Annotated in this window: 37 protein-coding genes (1 of these 37 only partly in view); 2 read left to right on the top strand and 35 right to left on the bottom strand. The window is 46.6% G+C overall.

Features of this window, described 5'->3' with window-relative positions; translation table 11 throughout:
• Positions 1–494, bottom strand: the 5' portion of a protein-coding gene (locus FO446_RS01595; RefSeq protein ID WP_173612343.1) for a stage II sporulation protein M. The gene continues 160 nt to the left of window position 1, outside the view; the window shows 494 of its 654 coding nt (coding positions 1–494); it begins with the start codon at positions 492–494; the stop codon falls past the left edge of the window.
• Positions 495–618: 124 nt separating this feature from the next.
• On the opposite strand from FO446_RS01595, the gene pdaB reads away from it, so the two are divergent.
• Complete coding sequence (gene pdaB / locus FO446_RS01590; RefSeq protein WP_173612342.1) at positions 619–1,389, top strand: polysaccharide deacetylase family sporulation protein PdaB; 771 nt, start codon at positions 619–621, stop codon at positions 1,387–1,389.
• 26 nt (positions 1,390–1,415) lie between these two features.
• Here the strand turns inward: pdaB and FO446_RS01585 are convergent, their stop codons facing one another.
• A complete protein-coding gene (locus tag FO446_RS01585) occupies positions 1,416–2,003 on the bottom strand; it encodes a KinB-signaling pathway activation protein (RefSeq protein WP_237899784.1) in 588 nt (195 codons plus the stop codon).
• A 125-nt stretch (positions 2,004–2,128) separates the two neighbouring features.
• Here FO446_RS01585 and gerD point away from each other — a divergent pair, with 125 nt between their 5' ends.
• A complete protein-coding gene (gene gerD, locus FO446_RS01580; protein ID WP_237899783.1) occupies positions 2,129–2,779 on the top strand; it encodes a spore germination lipoprotein GerD in 651 nt (216 codons plus the stop codon).
• A 52-nt stretch (positions 2,780–2,831) separates the two neighbouring features.
• On the opposite strand, the gene FO446_RS01575 is transcribed toward gerD, so the two are convergent.
• From FO446_RS01575 to rpsC, 33 genes are all read right to left on the bottom strand, one after another.
• Positions 2,832–3,944 (bottom strand): P-loop NTPase, encoded by a 1,113-nt coding sequence (locus tag FO446_RS01575; protein WP_173612339.1) that lies wholly within the window; start codon positions 3,942–3,944, stop codon positions 2,832–2,834.
• A gap of 111 nt (positions 3,945–4,055) precedes the next feature.
• Entirely contained in the window at positions 4,056–4,772 is a 717-nt protein-coding gene (gene cwlD / locus FO446_RS01570) for an N-acetylmuramoyl-L-alanine amidase CwlD (protein ID WP_269137329.1), read from the bottom strand.
• A 203-nt stretch (positions 4,773–4,975) separates the two neighbouring features.
• Positions 4,976–5,476 carry a YpjP family protein gene (locus FO446_RS01565; protein WP_221869257.1) on the bottom strand — a complete coding sequence of 167 codons (501 nt, stop codon included), beginning with the start codon at positions 5,474–5,476 and terminating at the stop codon, positions 4,976–4,978.
• 32 nt (positions 5,477–5,508) lie between these two features.
• Positions 5,509–5,823 (bottom strand): DUF3986 family protein, encoded by a 315-nt coding sequence (locus tag FO446_RS01560; protein ID WP_237899782.1) that lies wholly within the window; start codon positions 5,821–5,823, stop codon positions 5,509–5,511.
• Between the two features lie 645 nt (positions 5,824–6,468).
• A complete protein-coding gene (gene rpsI, locus FO446_RS01555) occupies positions 6,469–6,861 on the bottom strand; it encodes a 30S ribosomal protein S9 (protein ID WP_005828788.1) in 393 nt (130 codons plus the stop codon).
• Positions 6,862–6,881: 20 nt separating this feature from the next.
• Positions 6,882–7,319: a 50S ribosomal protein L13 gene (gene rplM, locus FO446_RS01550; protein WP_012684005.1), complete on the bottom strand. Its 438-nt coding sequence runs from the start codon at positions 7,317–7,319 to the stop codon at positions 6,882–6,884.
• 254 nt (positions 7,320–7,573) lie between these two features.
• Positions 7,574–8,308 (bottom strand): tRNA pseudouridine(38-40) synthase TruA, encoded by a 735-nt coding sequence (truA, locus tag FO446_RS01545; protein WP_173612335.1) that lies wholly within the window; start codon positions 8,306–8,308, stop codon positions 7,574–7,576.
• Positions 8,305–9,102: an energy-coupling factor transporter transmembrane component T family protein gene (locus tag FO446_RS01540; protein ID WP_237899781.1), complete on the bottom strand. Its 798-nt coding sequence runs from the start codon at positions 9,100–9,102 to the stop codon at positions 8,305–8,307. The genes truA and FO446_RS01540 overlap by 4 nt, the downstream gene beginning before the upstream one ends.
• Positions 9,103–9,104: 2 nt before the next feature.
• Positions 9,105–9,977, bottom strand: a complete 873-nt coding sequence (locus FO446_RS01535; protein ID WP_237899780.1) for an energy-coupling factor transporter ATPase — start codon at positions 9,975–9,977, stop codon at positions 9,105–9,107.
• Entirely contained in the window at positions 9,953–10,804 is an 852-nt protein-coding gene (locus FO446_RS01530) for an energy-coupling factor transporter ATPase (protein ID WP_221869260.1), read from the bottom strand. Before FO446_RS01530 ends, FO446_RS01535 begins: the two co-directional genes overlap by 25 nt.
• Before the next feature lie 168 nt (positions 10,805–10,972).
• Positions 10,973–11,332: a 50S ribosomal protein L17 gene (rplQ, locus tag FO446_RS01525; protein WP_012684000.1), complete on the bottom strand. Its 360-nt coding sequence runs from the start codon at positions 11,330–11,332 to the stop codon at positions 10,973–10,975.
• Between the two features lie 56 nt (positions 11,333–11,388).
• Positions 11,389–12,333, bottom strand: coding sequence for a DNA-directed RNA polymerase subunit alpha (locus FO446_RS01520; RefSeq protein ID WP_005828801.1), 945 nt, complete (start codon positions 12,331–12,333; stop codon positions 11,389–11,391).
• Between the two features lie 156 nt (positions 12,334–12,489).
• Positions 12,490–12,891 (bottom strand): 30S ribosomal protein S11, encoded by a 402-nt coding sequence (rpsK, locus tag FO446_RS01515; protein WP_005828803.1) that lies wholly within the window; start codon positions 12,889–12,891, stop codon positions 12,490–12,492.
• A gap of 16 nt (positions 12,892–12,907) precedes the next feature.
• Complete coding sequence (rpsM, locus tag FO446_RS01510) at positions 12,908–13,276, bottom strand: 30S ribosomal protein S13 (RefSeq protein ID WP_012683999.1); 369 nt, start codon at positions 13,274–13,276, stop codon at positions 12,908–12,910.
• A 21-nt stretch (positions 13,277–13,297) separates the two neighbouring features.
• A complete protein-coding gene (rpmJ, locus tag FO446_RS01505; RefSeq protein WP_003333770.1) occupies positions 13,298–13,411 on the bottom strand; it encodes a 50S ribosomal protein L36 in 114 nt (37 codons plus the stop codon).
• 34 nt (positions 13,412–13,445) lie between these two features.
• Entirely contained in the window at positions 13,446–13,664 is a 219-nt protein-coding gene (gene infA / locus FO446_RS01500) for a translation initiation factor IF-1 (protein WP_003333772.1), read from the bottom strand.
• 118 nt (positions 13,665–13,782) lie between these two features.
• Complete coding sequence (gene map / locus FO446_RS01495; RefSeq protein ID WP_173612331.1) at positions 13,783–14,529, bottom strand: type I methionyl aminopeptidase; 747 nt, start codon at positions 14,527–14,529, stop codon at positions 13,783–13,785.
• 6 nt (positions 14,530–14,535) lie between these two features.
• Entirely contained in the window at positions 14,536–15,180 is a 645-nt protein-coding gene (locus tag FO446_RS01490) for an adenylate kinase (protein ID WP_012683997.1), read from the bottom strand.
• 60 nt (positions 15,181–15,240) lie between these two features.
• The gene (gene secY / locus FO446_RS01485) at positions 15,241–16,536 is read right to left on the bottom strand and encodes a preprotein translocase subunit SecY (RefSeq protein ID WP_173612330.1); all 1,296 of its coding nucleotides are present in this window, start codon (positions 16,534–16,536) and stop codon (positions 15,241–15,243) included.
• The gene (gene rplO / locus FO446_RS01480; RefSeq protein ID WP_007716272.1) at positions 16,536–16,976 is read right to left on the bottom strand and encodes a 50S ribosomal protein L15; all 441 of its coding nucleotides are present in this window, start codon (positions 16,974–16,976) and stop codon (positions 16,536–16,538) included. The genes secY and rplO overlap by 1 nt, the downstream gene beginning before the upstream one ends.
• A gap of 33 nt (positions 16,977–17,009) precedes the next feature.
• Complete coding sequence (gene rpmD / locus FO446_RS01475; protein ID WP_012683995.1) at positions 17,010–17,195, bottom strand: 50S ribosomal protein L30; 186 nt, start codon at positions 17,193–17,195, stop codon at positions 17,010–17,012.
• A 16-nt stretch (positions 17,196–17,211) separates the two neighbouring features.
• Complete coding sequence (rpsE, locus tag FO446_RS01470; protein WP_007716268.1) at positions 17,212–17,709, bottom strand: 30S ribosomal protein S5; 498 nt, start codon at positions 17,707–17,709, stop codon at positions 17,212–17,214.
• 18 nt (positions 17,710–17,727) lie between these two features.
• The gene (gene rplR, locus FO446_RS01465; protein WP_017247053.1) at positions 17,728–18,090 is read right to left on the bottom strand and encodes a 50S ribosomal protein L18; all 363 of its coding nucleotides are present in this window, start codon (positions 18,088–18,090) and stop codon (positions 17,728–17,730) included.
• A 32-nt stretch (positions 18,091–18,122) separates the two neighbouring features.
• A complete protein-coding gene (gene rplF, locus FO446_RS01460) occupies positions 18,123–18,659 on the bottom strand; it encodes a 50S ribosomal protein L6 (RefSeq protein ID WP_173612329.1) in 537 nt (178 codons plus the stop codon).
• 35 nt (positions 18,660–18,694) lie between these two features.
• On the bottom strand, positions 18,695–19,093 hold the full coding sequence (gene rpsH / locus FO446_RS01455) for a 30S ribosomal protein S8 (RefSeq protein ID WP_012683992.1): 399 nt from the start codon (positions 19,091–19,093) through the stop codon (positions 18,695–18,697).
• A 27-nt stretch (positions 19,094–19,120) separates the two neighbouring features.
• Positions 19,121–19,306 (bottom strand): type Z 30S ribosomal protein S14, encoded by a 186-nt coding sequence (locus tag FO446_RS01450; RefSeq protein ID WP_007716256.1) that lies wholly within the window; start codon positions 19,304–19,306, stop codon positions 19,121–19,123.
• 24 nt (positions 19,307–19,330) lie between these two features.
• Positions 19,331–19,873 (bottom strand): 50S ribosomal protein L5, encoded by a 543-nt coding sequence (gene rplE, locus FO446_RS01445; protein WP_047074703.1) that lies wholly within the window; start codon positions 19,871–19,873, stop codon positions 19,331–19,333.
• Between the two features lie 26 nt (positions 19,874–19,899).
• Positions 19,900–20,214: a 50S ribosomal protein L24 gene (gene rplX / locus FO446_RS01440; RefSeq protein ID WP_007716253.1), complete on the bottom strand. Its 315-nt coding sequence runs from the start codon at positions 20,212–20,214 to the stop codon at positions 19,900–19,902.
• A gap of 49 nt (positions 20,215–20,263) precedes the next feature.
• Positions 20,264–20,632 (bottom strand): 50S ribosomal protein L14, encoded by a 369-nt coding sequence (gene rplN, locus FO446_RS01435; RefSeq protein ID WP_012683990.1) that lies wholly within the window; start codon positions 20,630–20,632, stop codon positions 20,264–20,266.
• A 41-nt stretch (positions 20,633–20,673) separates the two neighbouring features.
• On the bottom strand, positions 20,674–20,940 hold the full coding sequence (rpsQ, locus tag FO446_RS01430) for a 30S ribosomal protein S17 (protein ID WP_012683989.1): 267 nt from the start codon (positions 20,938–20,940) through the stop codon (positions 20,674–20,676).
• 22 nt (positions 20,941–20,962) lie between these two features.
• Positions 20,963–21,160, bottom strand: coding sequence for a 50S ribosomal protein L29 (gene rpmC / locus FO446_RS01425; RefSeq protein ID WP_012683988.1), 198 nt, complete (start codon positions 21,158–21,160; stop codon positions 20,963–20,965).
• Complete coding sequence (rplP, locus tag FO446_RS01420; RefSeq protein WP_007716249.1) at positions 21,150–21,584, bottom strand: 50S ribosomal protein L16; 435 nt, start codon at positions 21,582–21,584, stop codon at positions 21,150–21,152. Before rplP ends, rpmC begins: the two co-directional genes overlap by 11 nt.
• A 2-nt stretch (positions 21,585–21,586) precedes the next feature.
• Positions 21,587–22,249: a 30S ribosomal protein S3 gene (rpsC, locus tag FO446_RS01415; RefSeq protein ID WP_012683987.1), complete on the bottom strand. Its 663-nt coding sequence runs from the start codon at positions 22,247–22,249 to the stop codon at positions 21,587–21,589.
• Positions 22,250–22,257 lie beyond the last annotated feature (8 nt).

Below are 22,257 nucleotides of genomic sequence, written 5' to 3'. Positions count from 1 at the left end.
AATCGTGCCAGCTTTTGCGGTTGGATTAGAACTCCCACTGATCGTAAACTCAGCACCCCTAAACGAATACCAACTCCCGCTGCAAACAGGATAGCTGGGAGCTCAAAAATTCCATGCGGCAAAATCCCTGCACTAAAAATAAGCCATGGACTTACTCCAACCCCACTGTATTTGAAAAGGATAAATCCAAGCAGCACTCCATTCGTGAGCATTCCAATTATGGGAAACAATGCAAACAATATTCCCAGGGCCATCATCATCAATGCACTGAAAACATTATTGGAAAAAATCATCCAGAATACCGCTAAAGGTCCGCCGCCGTTTTCTTTTATCCGTTCAGCGATTTCCTTTAATTGGCCCATCATTTTACCGACCATCTCTTCAACGAGCGGTGCTTGAAAATAACCAATCAAGGCACCACCAAAAAATAATAAGCATGCGGCGAAGAAATATTTTCGGTTATCAAGCCATAAATGCCGCAATCGACTGCCCATGCACCACACCCCTTTACTGCCTCATAATTCACTATATGCATTGTACCTCAACAATAGCCAACAGGCCAAAGAATATCCTTGTCTTCCCTGCATAAACTGTTATCGGACAAAGGAGGTGCTATCCATGAAATTCATTTACGTGATCAGTGCAAAACGACTAAAGCAAATCCTAATTATCGTCGCGGCCATCGTACTAACAGCCGGAATTGGTTATGCGGAACGCGATTCAATTGCTGCTTTTGCTGAAGGTACCAGCACGCAAGCCCCCCAAGCTATTTATAAGGTCGACACCAAAGAAAAGAAAATCGCCCTTACCTTTGATATCAGCTGGGGAGAGACAAGAGCAATACCTATACTGAATGTGTTGAAAGAAAAAAAAGTAAACAAAGCGACCTTTTTCCTCTCCTCTCCTTGGAGTCAACGACATCCGGACATTTTGAAACGAATCAAAGAGGATGGCTTTGAAATTGGTTCGCACGGTCACAAGCATGATAACTACACCAAATACGCCGATGAAGAAATTCGCTCCCAAATGGCTAAAGCGGACTCCATTTTAACCGAAATGACTGGAAAAAAACCAACACTCATTCGGATGCCAAATGGTGATTTTGACAAACGAGTGCTGGAAATCGCGAATCGCATGGGGTATTCCGTCATCCAATGGGATACGGACTCAAAAGATTGGACCAATCCGGGAACAGATGTGATCATCAATAATGTATTATCGAAAGCTCATCCAGGAGACATCGTCCTGATGCACGCGAGCGATTCTGCGAAAGATACACATCTTGCCCTCCCAGTGATCATTGATCAACTACGTAAGGATGGCTATGAATTCGTTACTGTATCTGAACTCATTTCGGGTACAAGTGTAGACAGCAAAGAAATTCACTAAAACAAAAAAAGCTGACCTTCATTGGGTCAGCTTTCTCTTTTTACCAGACGGTGCAATTGCATGACTTGCCAGACGTTACAAAACAATAGTGGGACGAGCATGGACAGTGTTGCACGCACATTATCTTCCTTCAATGCAGGAATCCATTCCAATGCCGTAACGACAAACATAAAGAAGGTCGTCGGTATCCATGCTGATTTATTGGTCAGACTTACTTTTCCATATGCGGTAACAATAGCAACAATCAATAATAGCGTTGGCTCAATAAAATACGAACCAAATCCTTTTCCTTCACCGAAAGACGTATAGCGAAGATAAATCATATCGAAAAAGACAAACAAAATAAGAAATACTTGGACACTTTTCCACAGCGAAGCCGTTTTGAATATTGTTTTAGCGAAATAATTAATCGTCATATACGCAAAAAAACCCATCTGAGCCACAATACTAATGGTCATTCCATACAGGAGATACATGAACAAGCCTACAAAAAAGTTACCGGTGCTGCCCCCGAGTAGCTTGTCCAAGTCAAAAATAAGGGCAACCAGGATCCCGCCTAATCCCCCAAGCAAGAGCGTGGTAATAAAAAGCCATCCATACTTACGCAAACTCACCAAGTATTCCCTCCCATCCACATCGAATATGATTGTACCAATGGATACAAGAAAATACTAGCGTAAGAACAAAACAAAATGCACACGTTACTTGTAGGCAGAGTAAAGAAGGAGGTGTCCACCCCATGAGAAAAAAGACGATGTCTTTTTGGTTAACCGCTCTTGTCTGTCTGGTCCTCACCAGTTGCGGGGGTGGCGGACAAGCGCAAAGTTCGTCTCAGCCTGATTATAAAAGCGTCAAAGACATGGTGCTGGACATATTACAGACGGACGAAGCGAAGCAATCTGTAGGTAAAATGATGAAGGATGACAAGTTCAAACAAAGCCTGATGCTGGACGAGTCGACAGTGCGGACAACTTTGATCCAAAGCATGACGAATCCCAATAGCACGCACATCAAAGAAGCGTTTAAAGACCCTAAGTTCGCAAGCGCTATGGCGAAATCCATGAAGAATGAACAAAAAACGCTAATGAAGGACCTGATGAAGGACCCTGAATACCAAAAAGAGCTTATCAGCGTAATGAAAGACCCTGAGTTTGAGAAAAATTTGATGGACCTGATGAAAAGCTCTGCTTATCGACAGCAAACCATGCAAGTGATGAAGGATTCCTTGCAAAGTCCTTTGTTCCAGGCTGAACTCATGAAGATCATGACCAAAGTATCCGAGGACATGACCAAACCAAAGGAACTGAAGCCGAAGAAAAAAGGAAAAGAAGGTAAAGGTGGAGGTTCCGGCGGAGGTTCTTCTGGTGGAGGCAGCGGTAAATCTTCTTAAAACGCAAAGGTGAGCTCTATTATAGAGCCCACCTTTTTCATCTTCTTGGATCTTATTGTTTGACGGCTTCCCCGCATTTTTCTATGACACGTTTGGCCATATCGATGTAAAGCTGACCAATTTCGGTCTTTTCTCCATAGATGGATGGGGAATAATCAGGTTCAGATGGATGATTATCCGGTTGTCCCAGCGGAATTTGAGCAAGCAGCTCACATGCCAATGTCTCGGCAAGCTTAGCTCCTCCACCACGACCGAATACGTATTCTTTCGAACCATCCTTAGCTTCATACCATGCCATATTTTCCACAATACCGAGAATTTCATGACCGGTTCGCTTTGCCATAGCTCCTGCGCGAGCTGCTACAAACGCTGCAGTAGCATGAGGAGTAGTTACGACAATCTCCATGCTCTGCGGAATCATGGTATGCACGTCAAGGGCCATGTCTCCCGTTCCTGGAGGCAAATCCAACAAGAGGTAGTCCAATTCTTCGCCCCAGTGCACTTCTGTGAAAAAGTTACGCAGCATTTTCCCCAACATAGGACCACGCCAAATGATCGGAGAGTTGTCCTCTACAAAAAAGCCCATGGACATAACCTTTACATTTTGCTTTTCAACAGGCAGAATGGTTTCCCCAATCACGGTTGGACGTTGTTCAATATTCATCATATCGGGCACACTAAAGCCGTAAATGTCTGCGTCGATAATACCCACTTTTTTTCCTAGACGAGCCAGCGCAACAGCCAGGTTCACTGTCACCGTCGACTTTCCGACGCCACCTTTTCCGGAAGTGACCGCGATAAAGGTCGTATTCGAATCCTTCGCCAAGATCGGATTCAAGAGAGGAGCTTGTCCCGGTGTCATGTTATGTGTTTGCCCACCTTGGTTCTTGCGAAGCTGAGCAGACAGAGCCGCACGTTCCTCGTCTGTCATCGAACCGAATTGCAGGCGTACTTCTTCTGCTCCTAGCGCTTTCACAGCTGCGATGACATCGTCCTCAATCTTGGCTTTGAGCGGACAGCCCGAAATCGTCAGAACGACTGTGAGGCTTACTGTCTTGCCTTCAATATGGATATCCCGAATCATGTTGAGCTCGACCAAGCTACGATTAATTTCAGGGTCTTTTACATCGCGTAGTGCTTCGAGAACCTGTTCTCTGGTCAACATTCTGGTTCACCTCATCTATAATCTTTTCAAACATTTTCATGCTGGTATAACGGCAGCGTATGCGCGTTCATTATAGCATATTCGGGCGGTCGGAACACGATCACCGCCATCTCAGGGTGTAATTGGCGCTTTTTCTCCCGAGTACTGACGCAATATTCCCTGATAAATAGCATTCGCCATAGCTTTTTGGTATTCAACGCTCTGAAGTCGCTTGGCCTCCTCTGTATTGCTGACAAAGCCTACTTCTACCAAAACGGCAGGGCAGTTAACCTCCCGAATCAAGAACACATTGTTCGTCTTACTCGGAACCCGATCTGTATGACCGATCACCCGTTTGATCTCATCTTGTATCAAATAAGAAACTTCTGCACTCTTTTTGAAGCTAGGGGAATAAAAAGTCTGTGCTCCCGACCATTTCGGAGAAGGGATGGAATTAACGTGTATGCTGACCAAAAAATCCGGTGTACTATCATTGACCAGCCTTACCCGGTTTCGAATATCCTCAGATTTTCGTTTGCGTGCCTGTGCCGCATCTGGACTCGCCAAATCCTTGTCTTCCTCCCTCGTCATAACCACAAACGCTCCTGACTGCTGAAGGAAATCTCGCAAGTACATGCTAATGGCCAAAGTCACTTCTTTCTCAACTACATCCCCCTTTTTGGAAACGGCACCGCCATCGATTCCCCCATGCCCAGGGTCAATGGCTATGACCGTTCCCGTCAGTGGCAGCGACCATGCCTGCCAGGAAGAACGATCAGGCGCTTCGTAGGTGAACAACAGCATAAGTACCGCGAAAGCCAATATCCAGCCTACTCCTTTTCGTGTCACAGTGTATCGTCCCCTTTGTCCCATTCTCGTTCCATCATATGGACAAACATGGACAAATATACCCGTTTGTAGAAAGGAAAAACCCCCTGCCTGCGAAACAGACAAGGGGGATGTATCGATCCCAAGGCAAACAGAAAAGAAACGCCACACATTAGATTACATACTGTTTTTCCAATGCGTGGCGTTTCTGCACGTAGGTCCACTTACCAGCCACCAGGCTTATCTTTTCCCATATAAATATTAGCAATATCATGATGATCTTCCATATTGGGACGAATATGATAATGAACCCACAGATAGTATCCATCCGATTTTTTTAATAACTTAGCATCCAATCTGAAAATTTCCGTTTTATCGCTAAATATAGCGAAGACTCTTTCACCGCCACCAGGGCCTTTCACAGAAAGATCTTTAGCTGATTCCAAAAGATCATCCAGCTTTTTCTTCACAACAGGCCATACATCATCTGCTATCTTTTTTCCTAGTTTCTTAACAGCAAATTCTGCTGCTTTTATGATGATTCTGGCAACAATTGGTGCAACCTGTTGCTTCTCTTTCATTTCTGACTCTCTCATTGAACTCGAGAAACTCTGTTTAGTTGTTACTTGAGAATGATGATCTGCCGCGGCTACAGTGGAAGTCCCCACGACACCAGTAAAAACAAACGAAACCGCTAAAACAAGCGATACTATCTTCTTAAACATTTAAAAATCTACCACCTTTTCTTTAATTGATTTCATGTTTCCTTGTACATGTATACTGATTTATCTTTTGCATTACGAAGAAGCACCTTGTTGACCCATTGTGCAAACATTTCATTGATTTCTTCGATGTCTAACTGATCTTTTTCATAGCGGAAAATTACTAAATCTAATTGAGTATCATTCTCTTCATTTAGCTCATTATGTATATCAGAAAAGAGAACATCCCAACCATTTCCGTTTTTCTTTTTCCATACAGTACCCTCGATATCGTATCCATCTTCATGGTAAGAAACATGATAATGATGATCCGTTACGTACTCCTCTTGCATTTTGTCCCAATCCAACATTCTTTCCACTCTCCCATTTCTCAAGATTCACTTTTTCGTATGTTGAATTTTCAAGCCAAGTGTAATAGTGGCTCTATGATTGATTCTTATGCGGTAATCCACCACCTGACTCATGTGGTCAGTGATCCATTTGGGAGGCCAAATTTGAGCCATCCTCCAGCAACGTATCGCTCGCGGTCGAGATGTCCATTTGCCATTGACAACAGTTGATGCTCGAAGTATATTCAGTAGCTTTTGCCTCCGATTTCACTCACGAGCACTAGTAAAATGATAGCGGTTGAGTTCACACGAGCAGACCATTTCGGAGTAGATACAGTAGCACCAGATGCTATGTAGCTCTACACTTCATAGTTACTATCCCATATGAATGACCTCCTAACATTATTGAATATACCAAATTATACCATTTTAATAATTGTTTTCAATATATAATTTACTTTTTTTGGTAATTTATAAAGTAGCAATGGACTTGTTAAAAGACAGTGCTTTTCGGGGTATAGGAATTTTTATACGCATAGACATTTAGATAACAATAGGGGTTGCTCAAAAAACCATAGAAGGCAAATTGGAGGGCCGTTGGAAGAAAAAATTAAAGCCCCTGACCAATGATGGCCAAGGGCGATAATGTTGATAATTGAAAGCTTCTTAGCGCTTGGAGAATTGAGGTGCGCGACGAGCTGCTTTCAAGCCGTATTTCTTACGCTCTTTCATACGAGGATCGCGAGTCAGGAAGCCAGCGCGTTTCAGAGCGCCACGCAGTTCCGGATCTGCTTTCAGCAGAGCGCGAGCAACGCCGTGACGGATTGCACCAGCTTGACCAGTGGTTCCGCCGCCGTTTACGTTAACCAATACATCGTAACGACCGAGAGTTTCAGTCAGAACGAGTGGTTGTTTTACGATCAATTTCAGTGTTTCCAAACCAAAGTAAGTATCCATTTCACGCTTGTTGATCACGATGCGACCTTCACCTGGAACCAGGCGAACGCGTGCTACGGAGTGCTTACGACGACCTGTACCGTAGTATTGTACTTGTGCCACGTATATTTCCTCCCTTTACCTTAACCGCGAATTTGCCAAACTTCTGGTTTTTGTGCTGCGTGCGGATGCTCAGTTCCAGCGTATACTTTCAGCTTGGTGAACATTTGACGTCCCAGGCTGTTTTTAGGCAGCATGCCTTTTACCGCCAGTTCGAACATACGATCTGGGCGTTTGTTCAGCATTGCGCCAGCAGTGGTCTTTTTCAAACCACCTGGATACAGGGAGTGAGTGTAGTAAATTTTGTCATTCAGTTTGTTACCAGTCAATTTCACTTTGTCAGCGTTGATTACGATTACGAAATCGCCAGCGTCAACGTGAGGAGTGAATTCTGGTTTCAATTTTCCGCGCAGGATAGAAGCTACTTCGCTCGCCAGACGACCCAGCGTTTGGCCTTCAGCGTCAACGATGTACCATTTGCGCTCAACTTCGAGCGGTTTCGCCATATATGTGGTACGCATTTTTGTCCCTCCTAAATATCTTACCTAACACATATCCATCTACTTATAACCAAAACAACCGAAACTTGCAATGGAAGATAATTGCTGTTACGGGTGAGCAACTCTTCCAGGTGTTCCATGTAATCACGTTCTTGTCTTTCAATCCCGGGGCTAGAGTGGGGCTAGGCGGGGTTAAAATACCAAGGAATATCGTACTACATAGACGCCCTATAGTCAAGTGCTGCTCGTTCGTCTAATAGTTGGAAATCTGAGAACTAGTAGACAACCTCCCACATGGTCAGACCCTTGGCTGGTGCTGTCTTACCTGCCTTTTCCCGATCACATGCGGCGAGGATTTCCCTCAGTTCAGCAGGGCTTCTTTTTCCTTGCCCTACTTCAACCAAAGTCCCCACAATAATTCGAACCATGTTGTACAAAAAACCGTTGCCTCGGCATGTCACCCATACCTCGTCTCCGATTTTTTCCACGGTGAGCCCGTACACAGTCCGAACCTTGTCCTCGACGAATGTTTTTGCCGAGCAAAAGGAAGTAAAATCATGTTCACCCACCAAGTAATGAGCAGCCTGCTGCATCGCGTCCACATCTAACGGGAACCGGACATGGTCGGCGTAACGATGTCGAAATACATCTGCTACCGGATTGTTGTCGATACAATATCGATATTCTTTAACTTGCACGTCAAAACGCGCATGAAAAGAGGCATCGACCTCTTCGACTGTCCGAATGACAATAGAATCAGGCAACTGATTATTCAACACAAACCGCCATTTATCCATCGGAATGTTGCTCGACGTGTCAAAGTGAATCACTTGACCGCGTGCATGAACACCCGCGTCTGTCCGGCCTGATCCGAAGACTTGGATATCTTCTCCGGTAATCCGATTCAATGCGGCTTCAATTTCACCCTGGACCGTTACTTGATCTGGCTGTACCTGAAAACCGCTGAAGTCAGTTCCGTCATACGCCAATACACATCGCAGTCGCTTCATGTACGCCACCACCCAATCACGATTACCAGGATCACACTCACAACAGCTACGATTCCATCACGCCAAGTGAACGTCAGCTTATTCAGCCGCGTTCTCCCCACTCCCCCGCGATAGCCACGTGCTTCCATCGCCAAAGCCAGCTCTTCCGCACGCCGAAATGCACTAACGAACAATGGAATAGCGATCGGAATCAGGTTCTTGGCTCTGCGTACGAGACTTCCACTAGTGAAATTGGCTCCTCTGGCGGTCTGCGCCTTGATGATTTTATCCGTTTCTTCCATCAGGGTCGGAATGAACCGGAGTGCAATTGACATCATCAGGGCTATATCATGAACCGGTATGCCGATCTTCCCTAGTGGTCCTAGTAAACGCTCCAAACCCTCCGTCAAATCGATAGGAGAGGTAGTCAGTGTTAGCAAGGAGCTAATGAGAATCAAAAGTCCCAAGCGCAAAGAAATGAAGATCGCCTGGCGAACTCCCTGTTCTTCTACTGTAAACCATCCCCACTGAAAGTAGACCATCCCGCCTTTTGTGATAAAAATATGCAAGACAACGGTAAACAAAATCAGGATCCAGACAGGCTTTAAGCTTTTTAATATATAGGACAATGAAAGCCTAGAAAGAAGTGCAGCATACAAGGTAAAACCAATGAGTATAGCGTAGGTAACCGCATTGTTAGCCAGAAAAATCAAGGTAGCAAAAAGGATGATGAAGAGAAGCTTGCTTCGCGGATCTGCACGATGTAAAAAAGATTGCCCTGGTACGTATTGACCAATTGCGATATTCTGGAGCATGCCTAGCCCTCCTTTGGTACGGACAGTCGTTCCAGCAGATGGGCAATCAGCTCTTCCTCCCGATAAAGGGAGCTCGGCAGACTAGCCTTGTCCGGCAGCATTTGATTCATTTGCGATACGAAAGCCACCGTTTCCGGTACATCCAAAGACAGTTCTCGGAGACGCTCCACTTGCATGAATACTTCCTCTGGCTTCCCCTGCAAAGCTACTTGACCTTTTGCCATCACAAGCAAATAGTCTGCATAGCGGGCTGCCTCTTCCATGCTGTGTGTAACCAATAGTGTCGTGAGGTTTTGTTCCTGATGAATCCGGTAGATCCCTTCCAGAATCGTGACTCGTCCCGCAGGATCAAGACCCGCAGTTGGTTCATCCAATACCAGAACCTTCGGCTGCATGGCAAGAACACCAGCCAAAGCAACACGTCGCATTTGTCCGCCACTTAAATGAAATGGCGAACGATCCTTGATCGTGGCATAATCCAGGCCAACAATTTCAAGGGACTCCTTTACGCGGGCTTTCACCATTTCCGTTGGCAAGTCAAAATTGAGCGGTCCAAAAGCAACATCCTTCGCAACCGTTTCTTCAAACAACTGATGTTCAGGATATTGAAAGACGAGCCCAATATCGCGCCTTTTAGCATGGGGTAATCGTCGCTTTGGAGTAATGACCGCATCACCCAGGGTAATCTGCCCTGAACTAGGCATCAGCAACCCGTTCAAATGCTGAATCAGCGTTGACTTACCTGAGCCCGTCTGGCCTATAATTCCGACAAACGAACCGGATGGAATCGTCACCGAAATATTGTGTAAGGCAACTCGTTCGAACGGTGTTCCCTTTGCGTAGATATGGCTTACTTGGTCAAAAGTAATTTGCATACGTGCTCCACCAGCTCCTCTTGATGCAGGACAAACGGTAATTCAATCCCTTTGGAATGAAGTGCGTGTCGCAGTCGAACGGCAAATGGCACATCCAGTCCCACCTGTTTCAAACGATCTACTTCATTAAACACTTCACTCGGCTTACCTTCCATCAGGACTTCACCCGCATTCATGACGATGACCTTATCCGAATAGATGGCTTCTTCCGGAAAATGGGTAATGTTAATGATCGTGAGTCCCTCATCACGGTTCAGTTGACGAGCCAGATTCAGCACTTCCATTCTCCCTTGTGGATCAAGCATCGCTGTCGCTTCATCCAGGATGATGACAGAAGGCCGCATCGCCATAATCCCGGCGATCGCCACGCGTTGCTTTTGACCCCCAGACAGACGATGTGGTTGTGCCTGTAAATAAGACTCCATCCCTACAGAAACGAGCGCCTCATTAATACGATTTCGCATCTCTTTGGGGTCCACACCCATGTTTTCTAGGCCAAAGGCGACATCATCTTCCACAGTAGCCCCCACAATCTGATTGTCCGGGTTCTGAAAGACCATGCCAACATGTCGTCGAATTTCCCAAAGCTGCTCCCCATCTTTCGTATCCATTCCACTGATAAGTACTGCACCGCCTTCAGGAAGCAATAGAGCATTCATCAGCTTTGCCATCGTTGATTTGCCGGAACCGTTGTGCCCCAATACGGATACAAAGGAACCTTTTTGAATGGTAAGGTCAACACCTTGTAATACCGGAACCCGTTGGCCATCCTCACCATCGTAGGTATAAGAAACATCTCGCAATGCCAGCAGGTTATCTTCATTCATGAGGCATTCACAACCTCCCCAGCCTTCACAGGGAACTGACTAGCAGGATTTCGATGTAAAAGGAAAAAAGGGTTGAATCAGAGTCCAGCCTATGACCAGATCTGCCCCCACCCTTTTCGCGGTAATCTACCAGGCTTAAAACCTGAGTAAACGACCAGTTTACATGTATTAAACGAATTCGATGTACGCCATTGGAGCAGCGTCGCCACGGCGAGGGCCGGCTTTCAGGATACGAGTGTATCCACCGTTGCGCTCTTTGAAGCGAGGAGCGATTTCATCGAACAGTTTTTGAACAGCATCGCGGCCTTCAGCATTCGCAACTTCTTTGCGAACGAAAGCAGCAACTTGACGGCGAGCATGCAGATCGCCACGTTTCGCGAGCGTAATCATTTTTTCAGCGATTGGGCGCAGTTCTTTCGCCTTCATCTCTGTAGTTTCGATGCGCTCGTTGATGATCAGGTCTGTTACCAAGTCGCGGAACAGCGCTTTACGAGCTGAGCTACGACGACCCAATTTACGTTGTGCCATGTGGTTTACCTCCCTCTTAATCGAGAGAACAAAAGTTTGCTTCTTGGTTTGCTACTCTAGTCGTCACTGCGCAGGGACAGGCCCAGTTCAGCTAACTTTTCTTGAACTTCTTCAAGAGATTTGCGCCCCAGATTGCGTACTTTCATCATGTCCTCTTCGGTCTTCTGCGTCAGCTCTTGCACGGTATTAATACCGGCACGCTTCAAGCAGTTGTAGGAACGAACGGAAAGATCGAGCTCTTCGATAGTCATCTCCAAGACTTTCTCTTTCTTGTCCTCTTCCTTCTCTACCATGATTTCTGCATCCTTTGCCTCGTCAGTCAGACCAACGAACAGGTTCAGGTGCTCCGTCATGATTTTTGCGCCGAGACTCACGGCTTCTTCCGGACTGATGCTACCGTTAGTCCAAACCTCAAGTGTTAACTTGTCATAGTTGGTCATTTGCCCTACACGGGTATTTTCCACTTGATAGTTAACGCGCTTGATCGGCGTGTAGATCGAATCAATCGGAATCACACCAATAGGCAGATCCTCAGATTTGTTTCCGTCAGATTGAACATAACCACGACCACGTCCAGCTGTCATGCGGATATGCAGACGACCGCCATTGGCCAACGTTGCAATATGAAGATCAGGGTTTAAGACCTCCACATCACTGTCAGCACGGATATCTCCCGCTTTGACAACGCCTTCGCCTTCTGCATCGATCTCGATTACTTTTTCTTCATCGGAATGGATCTTCAGCGCCAAGCCTTTGATGTTCAGGATGATCTCGGTTACATCTTCAACGACGCCTTCAACCGTAGAGAATTCGTGAAGAACCCCATCGATTTGAACAGTACGAACTGCCGCGCCTGGCAAGGACGAAAGAAGAATTCGTCTCAGCGAGTTGCCAAGGGTAGTTCCGTATCCGCGCTCTAGAGGTTCTACAACAAACTTTCCATACGAGTTGTCGTCGCTTACTTCCACAACCTCGATTTTTGGTTTTTCTATTTCTATCATTAAACAAACCCTCCTTCAAAACGTCGAAATCCTTGGGTGGGCCGCATACGTGCCCACTCAGGAATTTCCCCGGCGGTTTACCGTTTGCGTGCATGACAAGCTATAAATCAGAATTTACCATTCTAGTATGGACATGTTCTGAACGATATAAACCAGTTACACGCGGCGACGTTTTGGTGGACGGCAACCGTTGTGCGGAATTGGCGTCACGTCTTTAATCATGTTCACTTCAAGACCAGTTGCTTGCAGGGAACGGATCGCAGCTTCACGACCTGCACCTGGGCCTTTTACCGATACTTCAAGGGAACGCATGCCGTGTTCCATAGCAACGCGTGCAGCCGCTTCAGCAGCCATTTGCGCAGCAAATGGAGTGCTTTTACGGGAGCCTTTGAAGCCGAGGGAACCAGCACTGGACCAAGAGATCGCGTTACCGTGTGGATCCGTGATAGTGACGATCGTATTGTTGAAAGTAGAACGAATGTGTGCTACGCCGACTTCAACATTCTTACGGTCACGACGACGGGTACGAGTTGCTGTAGCTTGTTTTCTTTTCGCCATGTCAGATTACCCTCCTTTACTTCTTCTTGTTTGCTACTGTACGGCGTGGACCTTTACGCGTACGAGCATTTGTTTTAGAACGTTGACCGCGAACTGGAAGTCCACGACGATGACGGATGCCACGGAAGCAACCGATTTCCATCAGACGCTTGATGTTGAGGGAGATCTCACGACGGAGGTCACCTTCCACCTTCACAGTTTTGTCGATGTACTCACGAAGTTTGTTCACTTCGTCTTCTGTCAGATCGCGAACACGAGTGTTCATGTCTACGCCAGTAGCGGACAGAATTTTTTGAGACGTGGGGCGGCCAATACCAAAAATGTAGGTAAGAGCAACTTCAACGCGTTTTTCGCGCGGCAAGTCTACGCCTGCAATACGTGCCATGTGTCAAAAGCACCTCCTTGTTTACCCTTGTTTTTGCTTATGCTTCGGATTTTCACAAATAACCATTACGTTACCTTTGCGACGGATAACCTTGCATTTCTCGCAGATCGGTTTAACCGAAGGTCTCACTTTCATGGTTCTTGCCTCCCTTTTCTAGGGGTTTTGCTTACTATTTATAGCGGTACGTAATACGTCCGCGGGTTAAGTCGTACGGCGACAGTTCAACAGTTACTTTATCCCCCGGCAGGATACGGATAAAGTGCATGCGGATTTTTCCAGAGACGTGAGCGAGGACTTTATGTCCATTCTCTAATTCTACTCGAAACATAGCATTTGGCAAAGGTTCGATTACCGTACCTTCCACCTCAATTACATCATCTTTTGCCATGGTAAACTCTCCTTTCTTCTGCTCTTCAGTCGGACCATGAGTTTTGCGAAATGATCACACAACGAACTTATCGTCGACACGTTGGACGACAATCCCGAACCGTTCGGAACTACCGTTTTTATGTCCGTGTAAAAATCTCATAGCCATCTTCCGTAATCGCGATGGTGTGTTCAAAATGAGCACAAGTTTTCCGATCCACTGTTACTACCGTCCAATTGTCCTCCAATGTGCGGACATAACGTTCGCCGGCATTTACCATTGGCTCAATTGCCAACACCATGCCTGGTTTTAACCGCGGTCCTCGATCAGGAGGGCCGTAATTAGGAACCTGCGGATCTTCGTGCAAGTTTTGCCCGATCCCATGCCCCACATACTCGCGAACGAGTGTGAAGCCGGCAGCTTCTGCATGAACCTGAATCGCATGAGAGATGTCGGATAAGCGTCCACCCGGAACAGCTTTTTCAAGCCCCTTGTACAACGACTCTTCCGTTACTCTGAGCAGCATCTGGTTTTCTGTTGAAATCATACCGACCGGATACGTCCAAGCGGAGTCGCCATGGTAACCCTGAAACTGGGCACCAATGTCGATACTGATAATGTCTCCTTCTTGTAACGCCCGTTTACCTGGGATCCCGTGTACGAGTTCTTCATTGACTGAAGCACAGATACTTCCTGGAAAGCCACCATAGCCTTTAAACGATGGAATTGCTCCCATGCTTCGAATAAAGGTCTCGGCAATTTCGTCTAGCTGCTTCGTCGTGACACCAGGCTTGATCGCCTTGGCCAGTTCTTGATGGGTGAGTGCGACGATACGACCAGCTTCGCGCATAACCTCAAGTTCTGCTTTCGACTTTAGGATAATCATTCGCAATTACCCTCGCAACAATGACTTAATTTCCGCAAACACTACCTGGATATCTTGTTCTCCATCGATATCTCGCAGAAGTTCCTGTGCGGAGTAGTAGTCGATAAGTGGCTGTGTTTGAGCGATATTCACGTCAAGGCGTTGTGTTACCACTTCGATCTTGTCGTCTTCACGCTGATACAGCTTACCACCATCTTTATCACATACGCCAGCCTCTTTTGGAGGATTGAACATCGTGTGATAGCTAGCACCGCAAACAGGGCAGATCCAGCGACCGGTCAGACGTTCAATCAATTGCTCGCGTTGAACGTTGATGTTAATTACATGGTCAATTTCGCGTCCCAGCTCTTTTACTGTAGCTGTCAACGCTTCCGCCTGAGGAACTGTGCGCGGAAAACCATCTAAGAGGAATCCCTTTGCGCAGTCATCCATCGAAAGGCGCTCCCGCACAATACCAATGACGACCTCGTCTGGGACGAGATGTCCTTTATCCATGTAGGATTTAGCCTCTAGTCCGAGCGGCGTTTCGTTTTTGACCGCAGCTCGGAACATGTCGCCAGTCGAAATGTGCGGGATGTCAAACTCTTTTACGATACGTTCTGCCTGTGTCCCTTTACCGGCTCCAGGCAGTCCCATCAGAATTATGTTCACGTCCATTCCCTCCGTCCCATCGAAAAAGCTACAGAAGCTTTTCTGTAAACATCTAAGTCATTACTTGATAAACCCTTGGTAGTGGCGTTTGATCATTTGACTTTCAATCTGCTTCATTGTATCCAAGCTTACCCCAACCACGATCAACAGCGATGTACCACCGATGTAAATGGATTGTGGCAAGTTTGCAAGACTGCCGAAGAAGAATGGCAAAATCGCAATAATCATCAAGAACAAAGCGCCCGCCAATGTTAACCGGTTTAATGTACGAGTAATGAATACCTCAGTGTTTTTACCAGGTCGGATACCAGGAATGTAACCGCCATTTTTTCTCATGTTTTCTGCCATTTGTACAGGGTTGATCTGTACGAATGTGTAGAAGTAGGTGAATCCGAGAATCAAGATAGCGTAAAGCGTCATTCCTAATGGTTGGTTGACTTGGAAGTTCTGATAAATCCAGTTAGCAAATCCTTGACCGGATGCATCCACCCAGAACTGAGCAATCGTTGACGGGAACATTACCAGCGATACCGCAAAGATAACAGGAATAACACCAGCAGAGTTGATTTTCAGTGGAATGTGGGTAGATTGACCACCGTACATTTTGCGTCCAACCACTCGTTTCGCATATTGCACTGGAATCTTACGAAGGCCTTGCTGCATAAAGATAACCCCGACAATAATGGCGAGGATCACCAATAGGATAAGCAGAACTTTGACGATGCTGAAGAATACGTTTTGAGATGGGTCAGCGAACTGTGTTGTGTAAATCGTCGTAATCCCTTGCGGAATGTTAGCGACGATCCCGCCAACGATCAGGATCGAAATCCCGTTACCGATACCCTTCTCCGTAATCTGTTCCCCCATCCACATCATGAATGCGGTCCCAGCTGTCAATGTCAACGCAATGAGTGCATAGCTGCTAACCGAAGTGTCGTTCAGCAAACCAGGCGCCATATTGTTGAATCCAATCGTCATCCCTACAGACTGAATCAAACCAAGGATAATCGTAGCGTAACGGGTAACGGTGGCAATCTTGCGACGGCCAACTTCCCCTTCACGAGCCCATTGCGTAAGCTTAGGCACAACATCCATAGACATCAGCTGCATGATAATCGATGCCGTAATGTACGGCATGATACCCATGGCAAAAATCGAGAAGTTATGCAGTGCTCCACCTGAGAAGGTGTTTAACAAGCCCAGTAATTGGTTTGTATTCTGCTGAAACAACTCGACATTTACGTTAGGAACTGGCACATAGCTTCCGATCCGGAAAACGACCAGCATCATAAGCGTAAAAAGGATTTTGCGACGAAGGTCGCTAATTTTGAAAATGTTAGTTAAGGACGCTAACATTAGATCACCTCGGTTGTTCCACCGACTTGTGCGATCTTCTCAGCAGCAGCTCCGGAGAACTTGTGAGCTTTTACAGTCAGCTTCACAGTCAGTTCACCGTTAGCAAGAACCTTAACACCGTCGCGCAGCGCGCTGATAACACCAGTTTCTTTCAACAGCTCAGGTGTTACTACAGTGCCCTCTTCGAAACGGTTCAGCGCGTCCAAGCTAACAATCGCAAATTCTTTGCGGCTAATGTTAGTGAAACCACGCTTAGGCAGACGACGGTACAATGGGTTTTGACCACCCTCGAAACCTGGGCGTACGCCGCCACCGGAACGAGCGTTTTGACCTTTGTGACCTTTACCAGCAGTTTTGCCAGTACCGCTACCAATACCGCGACCGATGCGCTTACGAGTGTGACGGGATCCTTCTGCAGGTTGCAGTTCATGCAATTTCATACGTTGCACCTCCTAACTAATTGAGATGTTCAATTAAGCTTCTACTTCTTTCACTTCTACCAAGTGCTTCACTTTGAAAACCATTCCACGGATTGCAGGATTATCTTCCTTCACTACAGTGGAGTTGATTTTGCGAAGACCCAGAGCTTTTACAGTGTCTTGCTGATCTACTGTACGACCGATCAGGCTGCGTTTGAGGGTGATTTGCAATTTTGCCATGTTCATTCCCTCCTTATTAACCCAACAACTCGTCAACAGTCTTACCGCGCAATTTCGCGACATCTTCCGCTGTTTTCAGACGACCGAGGCCTTCCAGCGTAGCGTTGACCATGTTGATAGGATTGTTGGAACCAAGAGATTTACTCAAGATATCGCCTACACCAGCCAGTTCGAGTACGGCACGAACAGGTCCACCAGCGATAACACCTGTACCAGGGGCAGCAGGCTTGATGAGAACCTTACCAGCGCCGAATTGGCACAGTACTTGGTGCGGAACAGTTGTTCCTCTCATCGGTACACGGATCAATTTTTTCTTAGCATCGTCAATCGCTTTGCGAATGGCGTCTGGAACTTCTTGAGCTTTACCCATACCAGCACCTACGTGGCCGTTACGGTCTCCCACAACAACCAAGGCGCTGAAGCTCATACGACGTCCACCTTTAACCGTTTTTGCTACACGGTTAACTGCGACTACTTTTTCTTCGAGCTCTAATTTGCTAGGGTCGATACGCATTCCTTACCCTCCTTGTTGTTAGAATTGCAGACCAGCTTCACGAGCTGCTTCTGCCAGTGCTTTAATACGTCCATGATAGATGTAACCACCGCGGTCAAAAATCACTTCAGTCGCACCTTTTTCTTGTGCACGCTTAGCGATCAGTGTGCCAACAGCTGTAGCAGCTTCCACGTTAGCGCCATTATTCAGGCCCAGCTCTTTATCCAAAGAAGATGCAGATACCAGTGTTACGCCAGTTGCATCGTCGATCAATTGAGCGTAGATGTGCTTAGAAGAACGGAATACGTTCAGACGTGGGCGAATGGTAGAACCAATCACACGTTTGCGGATTCGCAGATGACGTTTTTTCCGAGCTTTGTTTTTATCAGCTTTCGTAAACATTAAGCGGCCTCCTTTCTCATGAAGCTAGAAGCTTATTTACCTTTTTTACCTTCTTTACGACGAACAACTTCATTGCTGTACTTGATACCTTTACCTTTGTATGGCTCAGGTTTACGCAGAGAACGGATTTCAGCAGCAACTTGGCCTACGCGCTCTTTGTTGATACCTTTTACCACCAAAGTGGTTTGGTTTGGTACATCAATTTCGATACCCTCTTCTGGAGTAACTTCCACTGGGTGGGAGAAACCAAGAGAGAGAGTAACACCGTTGCCGGACTTAGCAGCACGGTAACCTACACCGACTAGTTCCAGGGTACGAGTGAAGCCTTCAGATACGCCAGTTACCATGTTGGATACCAGCGCACGAGTCGTACCATGCAGGGAACGGTGAAGTTTGTTATCGCTTGGACGCTCAATGATTACTTCGTTTTCAGCGACGTTGATTTTGATATCTTCATGGAAGCTACGAACGAGTTGACCCTTAGGGCCTTTTACCGTCAGCTCAGTACCGTTCAGAGTGAGGGTAACGCCTGCAGGGACCACGATCGGTTTTCTACCGACACGAGACATGTGGTGCACCTCCTGTGCTATTTACAATCTGTTAATTACCAAATGTATGCGAGAACCTCTCCACCTACGTGAGCTTGACGAGCTTGCTTGTCAGTCATTACACCAGTGGATGTAGAGATGATCGCGCAACCGAGACCACCCAAAACCTTAGGTACTTCATTGTTCTTTGCATAAACACGAAGTCCTGGCTTGGAGATACGTTTCAGACCTGTGATAACACGCTCGTTGCCTGCACCATATTTCAGGAATACGCGGATGATTCCTTGTTTGTTGTCTTCAACAAACTCCGCATCGCGGATGAAGCCTTCTTCTTTCAGAATGCGCGCGATTTCCTTCTTGATGGTCGACGCCGGGATTTCCACTTTCTCGTGGCGAACCATGTTGGCGTTACGAATTCGTGTCAACATATCTGCGATTGGATCAGTCATAACCATGAGAGAAAACCTCCTTCCCGTTTCAAATTACCAGCTTGCTTTTTTCACGCCTGGAATTTGACCTTTATAAGCAAGTTCACGGAAGCAAATACGGCAGAGTTTAAATTTGCGCAATACGGAGTGAGGACGTCCGCAACGCTCGCAACGTGTGTACGCGCGTACTGCAAACTTCGGCTCCCGCTGTTGCTTGATGATCATTGATTTCTTTGCCACATTCTTCCCTCCTTACGAGTGGGTTTATTTACGGAATGGCATACCCATTTGAGTCAGCAACTCACGAGCTTCCTCATCCGTTTTCGCGGAAGTAACAATAACGATGTCCATACCACGAACTTTATCAATTTTATCGTACTCGATCTCAGGGAAGATCAGTTGTTCCTTCAGACCAAGTGTGTAGTTACCGCGACCGTCAAAAGCCTTGGAAGAAATTCCACGGAAGTCACGAACACGCGGGAGAGATACGTTCATCAATTTGTCGAGGAAGTGGTACATACGCTCGCCGCGCAGAGTAACCTTCGCACCGATCGGCATACCTTCACGCAATTTGAAACCCGCGATGGATTTCTTAGCCTTTGTTACTACAGGCTTTTGACCAGCGATGATTTGCAGGTCTTCAATTGCAGTATCCAAGGACTTAGCGTTCGCTACCGCTTCGCCAACACCCATATTGATGATGATCTTTTCTACTTTCGGCACTTGCATGATGGAAGTGTAGTTGAACTTGCTCATCAAGCTAGGCACGATTTCGCTCGTATACTTTTCTTTCAATCTTGTTGCCATCTAGGATATCCTCCTTTCCAACCTGACTACTTGTCGAGTACTTCGCCAGACTTTTTCGCGTACCGAACTTTCTTGCCGTTATCCAAAACTTTGTAACCGATGCGAGTAGCTTTTCCGGACTTCGGATCGATCAAAGATACGTTGGATACGTGAATAGCTGCTTCTTGAGTCACAATGCCACCTTGCGGGTTAGCTTGGGACGGACGGCTATGTTTCTTCACGAGGTTGATACCTTCAACCAGAACGCGTTCTTTCTTTGGATAAGCAGCGAGAACGCGACCTTTTTTGCCTTTATCTTTGCCCGCATTTACGATAACAGTGTCGCCTTTTTTAACGTGCATCGCTTGGTGCACCTCCTATCGAACAAACTGCCTGAGTTTTGCCGTTCAATTAGATAACCTCTGGAGCCAGAGAGATGATCTTCATGAAATCCTTATCGCGGAGCTCACGAGCCACAGGTCCAAAGATACGAGTACCACGTGGGGATTGATCGTCTTTGATAACTACAGCTGCATTTTCATCGAAACGGATGTAAGAACCATCGTTACGACGAACGCCACTTACTGTGCGTACTACTACCGCTTTAACTACTTGACCTTTCTTGACAACGCCGCCGGGTGTAGCGGATTTTACGGAGCACACGATAACATCACCGATGTTCGCCGTTTTACGACCGGAACCACCCAGAACCTTGATGCACATGAGTTCCTTTGCACCGGAGTTGTCAGCAACAGCCAATCTCGTCTGAGTTTGGATCATTTACTGTTCCTCCTTTCGGAATTAATATCCGAAAATCTGACTTATACGATTACTGCCTCTTCGACGATACGTACCAAACGGAAACGCTTGTCTTTGGACAATGGACGAGTTTCCATGATTTCTACGATGTCGCCCACTTTTGCCGTGTTGTTCTCGTCGTGAGCCTTGAACTTTTTCGAGAATTTCATGCGTTTGCCGTACAAAGGATGTGTCTTGTAAGTTTCAACAAGAACAACAATGGTTTTATCCATCTTGTCGGAAACAACGCGACCTACAACTGTTCGACGCATATTGCGATCTGCGGTCATCGTTCAAACCTCCTTCCTATAATTAACCGATTCCCAATTCTCTCTGGCGCAGGACGGTTTTCGCACGAGCAATATCCTTACGCACTTGTTTGATACGAGATGTGGTTTCGAGTTGACCCGTAGCCAGCTGGAAACGAAGGTTGAACAACTCTTCTTTCAAAGAAGTAACGTTTTGTTCGATCTCGGCAGTGGTCAAATTACGGTACTCATTAGCCTTCATGTGCGTCACCACCCACTTCTTCACGCTTCACGAACTTGCACTTGATTGGCAGTTTGTGCATAGCCAGACGCATAGCTTCGCGAGCGACTTCTTCAGGAACACCAGCAAGTTCGAACATGATCTTGCCTGGTTTCACTACCGCTACCCATTTCTCAGGAGAACCTTTACCGGAACCCATGCGGACTTCGAGCGGTTTTTGTGTTACTGGTTTATCAGGGAAAATTTTGATCCAAACTTTACCACCACGTTTGATGTAACGAGTCATCGCGATACGAGCTGCCTCGATCTGACGGTTAGTTACCCAAGATGGTTCCATTGCTTGCAATCCGTATTCACCGAACGCAACAGTAGTACCGCCTTTTGCGTTACCAGCCATTTTCCCGCGGTGTTGTTTACGGTGTTTCACGCGTTTTGGCGTCAACATGATTACTTGCCTCCTTCCTCAGTAGCGACGTTCTTTCTCGCTGGAAGGACTTCTCCACGATAGATCCACACTTTAACACCGATGCGACCATAAGTGGTATGTGCTTCAGCAGTACCGTAGTCGATGTCAGCGCGCAATGTGTGAAGTGGAACAGTACCTTCGCTGTAACCTTCAGAACGTGCGATGTCCGCGCCGCCAAGACGACCGCTTACCAAGGTTTTGATACCTTTAGCACCAGAGCGCAGCGTACGAGTGATCGATTGCTTTTGCGCACGGCGGAAAGAAATGCGGTTTTCCAATTGGCGTGCAATATTTTCAGCTACCAGAGTAGCATCCAGATCCGGACGTTTGATTTCGTTGATATTGATATGAACGCGTTTGCCAGTCAGATCAGTCAGGGTTTTGCGCAGAGTTTCAACCTCTGAACCACCTTTACCAATTACCATACCAGGCTTAGCGGTGTGAATCGTAACGTTCACGCGATTAGCTGCGCGTTCGATTTCGATCGTGGATACAGCAGCATCTTTCAGACGCCCTTTTACATACTTGCGGATTTTCAAGTCTTCGTGCAACAGAGTTGCGAAGTCCTTGTCAGCGTACCATTTGGACTCCCAGTCACGAATGACACCGATCCGAAGACCTACCGGGCTTACCTTTTGACCCACACGTAATC

Source organism: Brevibacillus brevis (assembly GCF_022026395.1).
Classification (GTDB): domain Bacteria; phylum Bacillota; class Bacilli; order Brevibacillales; family Brevibacillaceae; genus Brevibacillus.
The sequence above is the reverse complement of the archived record's forward strand: the minus strand, read 5'-3'. Positions and strand labels throughout refer to the sequence as shown.

What these genes read in the sequence shown, in the direction of transcription:
- rpsE (WP_007716268.1), bottom strand. Translation starts at nt 17,709, where the DNA reads ATGCGTATCGACCCTAGCAAATTAGAGCTCGAAGAAAAAGTAGTCGCA.
- FO446_RS01520 (WP_005828801.1), bottom strand. Translation starts at nt 12,333, where the DNA reads ATGATAGAAATAGAAAAACCAAAAATCGAGGTTGTGGAAGTAAGCGAC.
- map (WP_173612331.1), bottom strand. Translation starts at nt 14,529, where the DNA reads ATGATTATCCTAAAGTCGAAAGCAGAACTTGAGGTTATGCGCGAAGCT.
- gerD (WP_237899783.1), top strand. Translation starts at nt 2,129, where the DNA reads ATGAGAAAAAAGACGATGTCTTTTTGGTTAACCGCTCTTGTCTGTCTG.
- secY (WP_173612330.1), bottom strand. Translation starts at nt 16,536, where the DNA reads ATGTTAGCGTCCTTAACTAACATTTTCAAAATTAGCGACCTTCGTCGC.
- rplQ (WP_012684000.1), bottom strand. Translation starts at nt 11,332, where the DNA reads ATGGCACAACGTAAATTGGGTCGTCGTAGCTCAGCTCGTAAAGCGCTG.
- FO446_RS01565 (WP_221869257.1), bottom strand. Translation starts at nt 5,476, where the DNA reads ATGTTTAAGAAGATAGTATCGCTTGTTTTAGCGGTTTCGTTTGTTTTT.
- truA (WP_173612335.1), bottom strand. Translation starts at nt 8,308, where the DNA reads ATGAAGCGACTGCGATGTGTATTGGCGTATGACGGAACTGACTTCAGC.
- rplX (WP_007716253.1), bottom strand. Translation starts at nt 20,214, where the DNA reads ATGCACGTTAAAAAAGGCGACACTGTTATCGTAAATGCGGGCAAAGAT.
- rplR (WP_017247053.1), bottom strand. Translation starts at nt 18,090, where the DNA reads ATGTTTACGAAAGCTGATAAAAACAAAGCTCGGAAAAAACGTCATCTG.
- rpsH (WP_012683992.1), bottom strand. Translation starts at nt 19,093, where the DNA reads ATGGTTATGACTGATCCAATCGCAGATATGTTGACACGAATTCGTAAC.
- FO446_RS01575 (WP_173612339.1), bottom strand. Translation starts at nt 3,944, where the DNA reads ATGTTGACCAGAGAACAGGTTCTCGAAGCACTACGCGATGTAAAAGAC.
- rplE (WP_047074703.1), bottom strand. Translation starts at nt 19,873, where the DNA reads ATGGCAACAAGATTGAAAGAAAAGTATACGAGCGAAATCGTGCCTAGC.
- rpsM (WP_012683999.1), bottom strand. Translation starts at nt 13,276, where the DNA reads ATGGCACGTATTGCAGGCGTAGACTTGCCGCGCGAAAAACGCGTTGAA.
- rplM (WP_012684005.1), bottom strand. Translation starts at nt 7,319, where the DNA reads ATGCGTACCACATATATGGCGAAACCGCTCGAAGTTGAGCGCAAATGG.
- rplF (WP_173612329.1), bottom strand. Translation starts at nt 18,659, where the DNA reads ATGTCTCGTGTCGGTAGAAAACCGATCGTGGTCCCTGCAGGCGTTACC.
- rpmJ (WP_003333770.1), bottom strand. Translation starts at nt 13,411, where the DNA reads ATGAAAGTGAGACCTTCGGTTAAACCGATCTGCGAGAAATGCAAGGTT.
- rpsQ (WP_012683989.1), bottom strand. Translation starts at nt 20,940, where the DNA reads ATGACCGCAGATCGCAATATGCGTCGAACAGTTGTAGGTCGCGTTGTT.
- FO446_RS01535 (WP_237899780.1), bottom strand. Translation starts at nt 9,977, where the DNA reads ATGCAAATTACTTTTGACCAAGTAAGCCATATCTACGCAAAGGGAACA.
- FO446_RS01560 (WP_237899782.1), bottom strand. Translation starts at nt 5,823, where the DNA reads ATGTTGGATTGGGACAAAATGCAAGAGGAGTACGTAACGGATCATCAT.
- infA (WP_003333772.1), bottom strand. Translation starts at nt 13,664, where the DNA reads ATGGCAAAAGATGATGTAATTGAGGTGGAAGGTACGGTAATCGAACCT.
- FO446_RS01540 (WP_237899781.1), bottom strand. Translation starts at nt 9,102, where the DNA reads ATGCTCCAGAATATCGCAATTGGTCAATACGTACCAGGGCAATCTTTT.
- pdaB (WP_173612342.1), top strand. Translation starts at nt 619, where the DNA reads ATGAAATTCATTTACGTGATCAGTGCAAAACGACTAAAGCAAATCCTA.
- rpmC (WP_012683988.1), bottom strand. Translation starts at nt 21,160, where the DNA reads ATGAAGGCTAATGAGTACCGTAATTTGACCACTGCCGAGATCGAACAA.
- rplP (WP_007716249.1), bottom strand. Translation starts at nt 21,584, where the DNA reads ATGTTGACGCCAAAACGCGTGAAACACCGTAAACAACACCGCGGGAAA.
- rplN (WP_012683990.1), bottom strand. Translation starts at nt 20,632, where the DNA reads ATGATCCAAACTCAGACGAGATTGGCTGTTGCTGACAACTCCGGTGCA.
- rpsK (WP_005828803.1), bottom strand. Translation starts at nt 12,891, where the DNA reads ATGGCGAAAAGAAAACAAGCTACAGCAACTCGTACCCGTCGTCGTGAC.
- FO446_RS01530 (WP_221869260.1), bottom strand. Translation starts at nt 10,804, where the DNA reads ATGAATGAAGATAACCTGCTGGCATTGCGAGATGTTTCTTATACCTAC.
- rpmD (WP_012683995.1), bottom strand. Translation starts at nt 17,195, where the DNA reads ATGGCAAAATTGCAAATCACCCTCAAACGCAGCCTGATCGGTCGTACA.
- rplO (WP_007716272.1), bottom strand. Translation starts at nt 16,976, where the DNA reads ATGAAATTGCATGAACTGCAACCTGCAGAAGGATCCCGTCACACTCGT.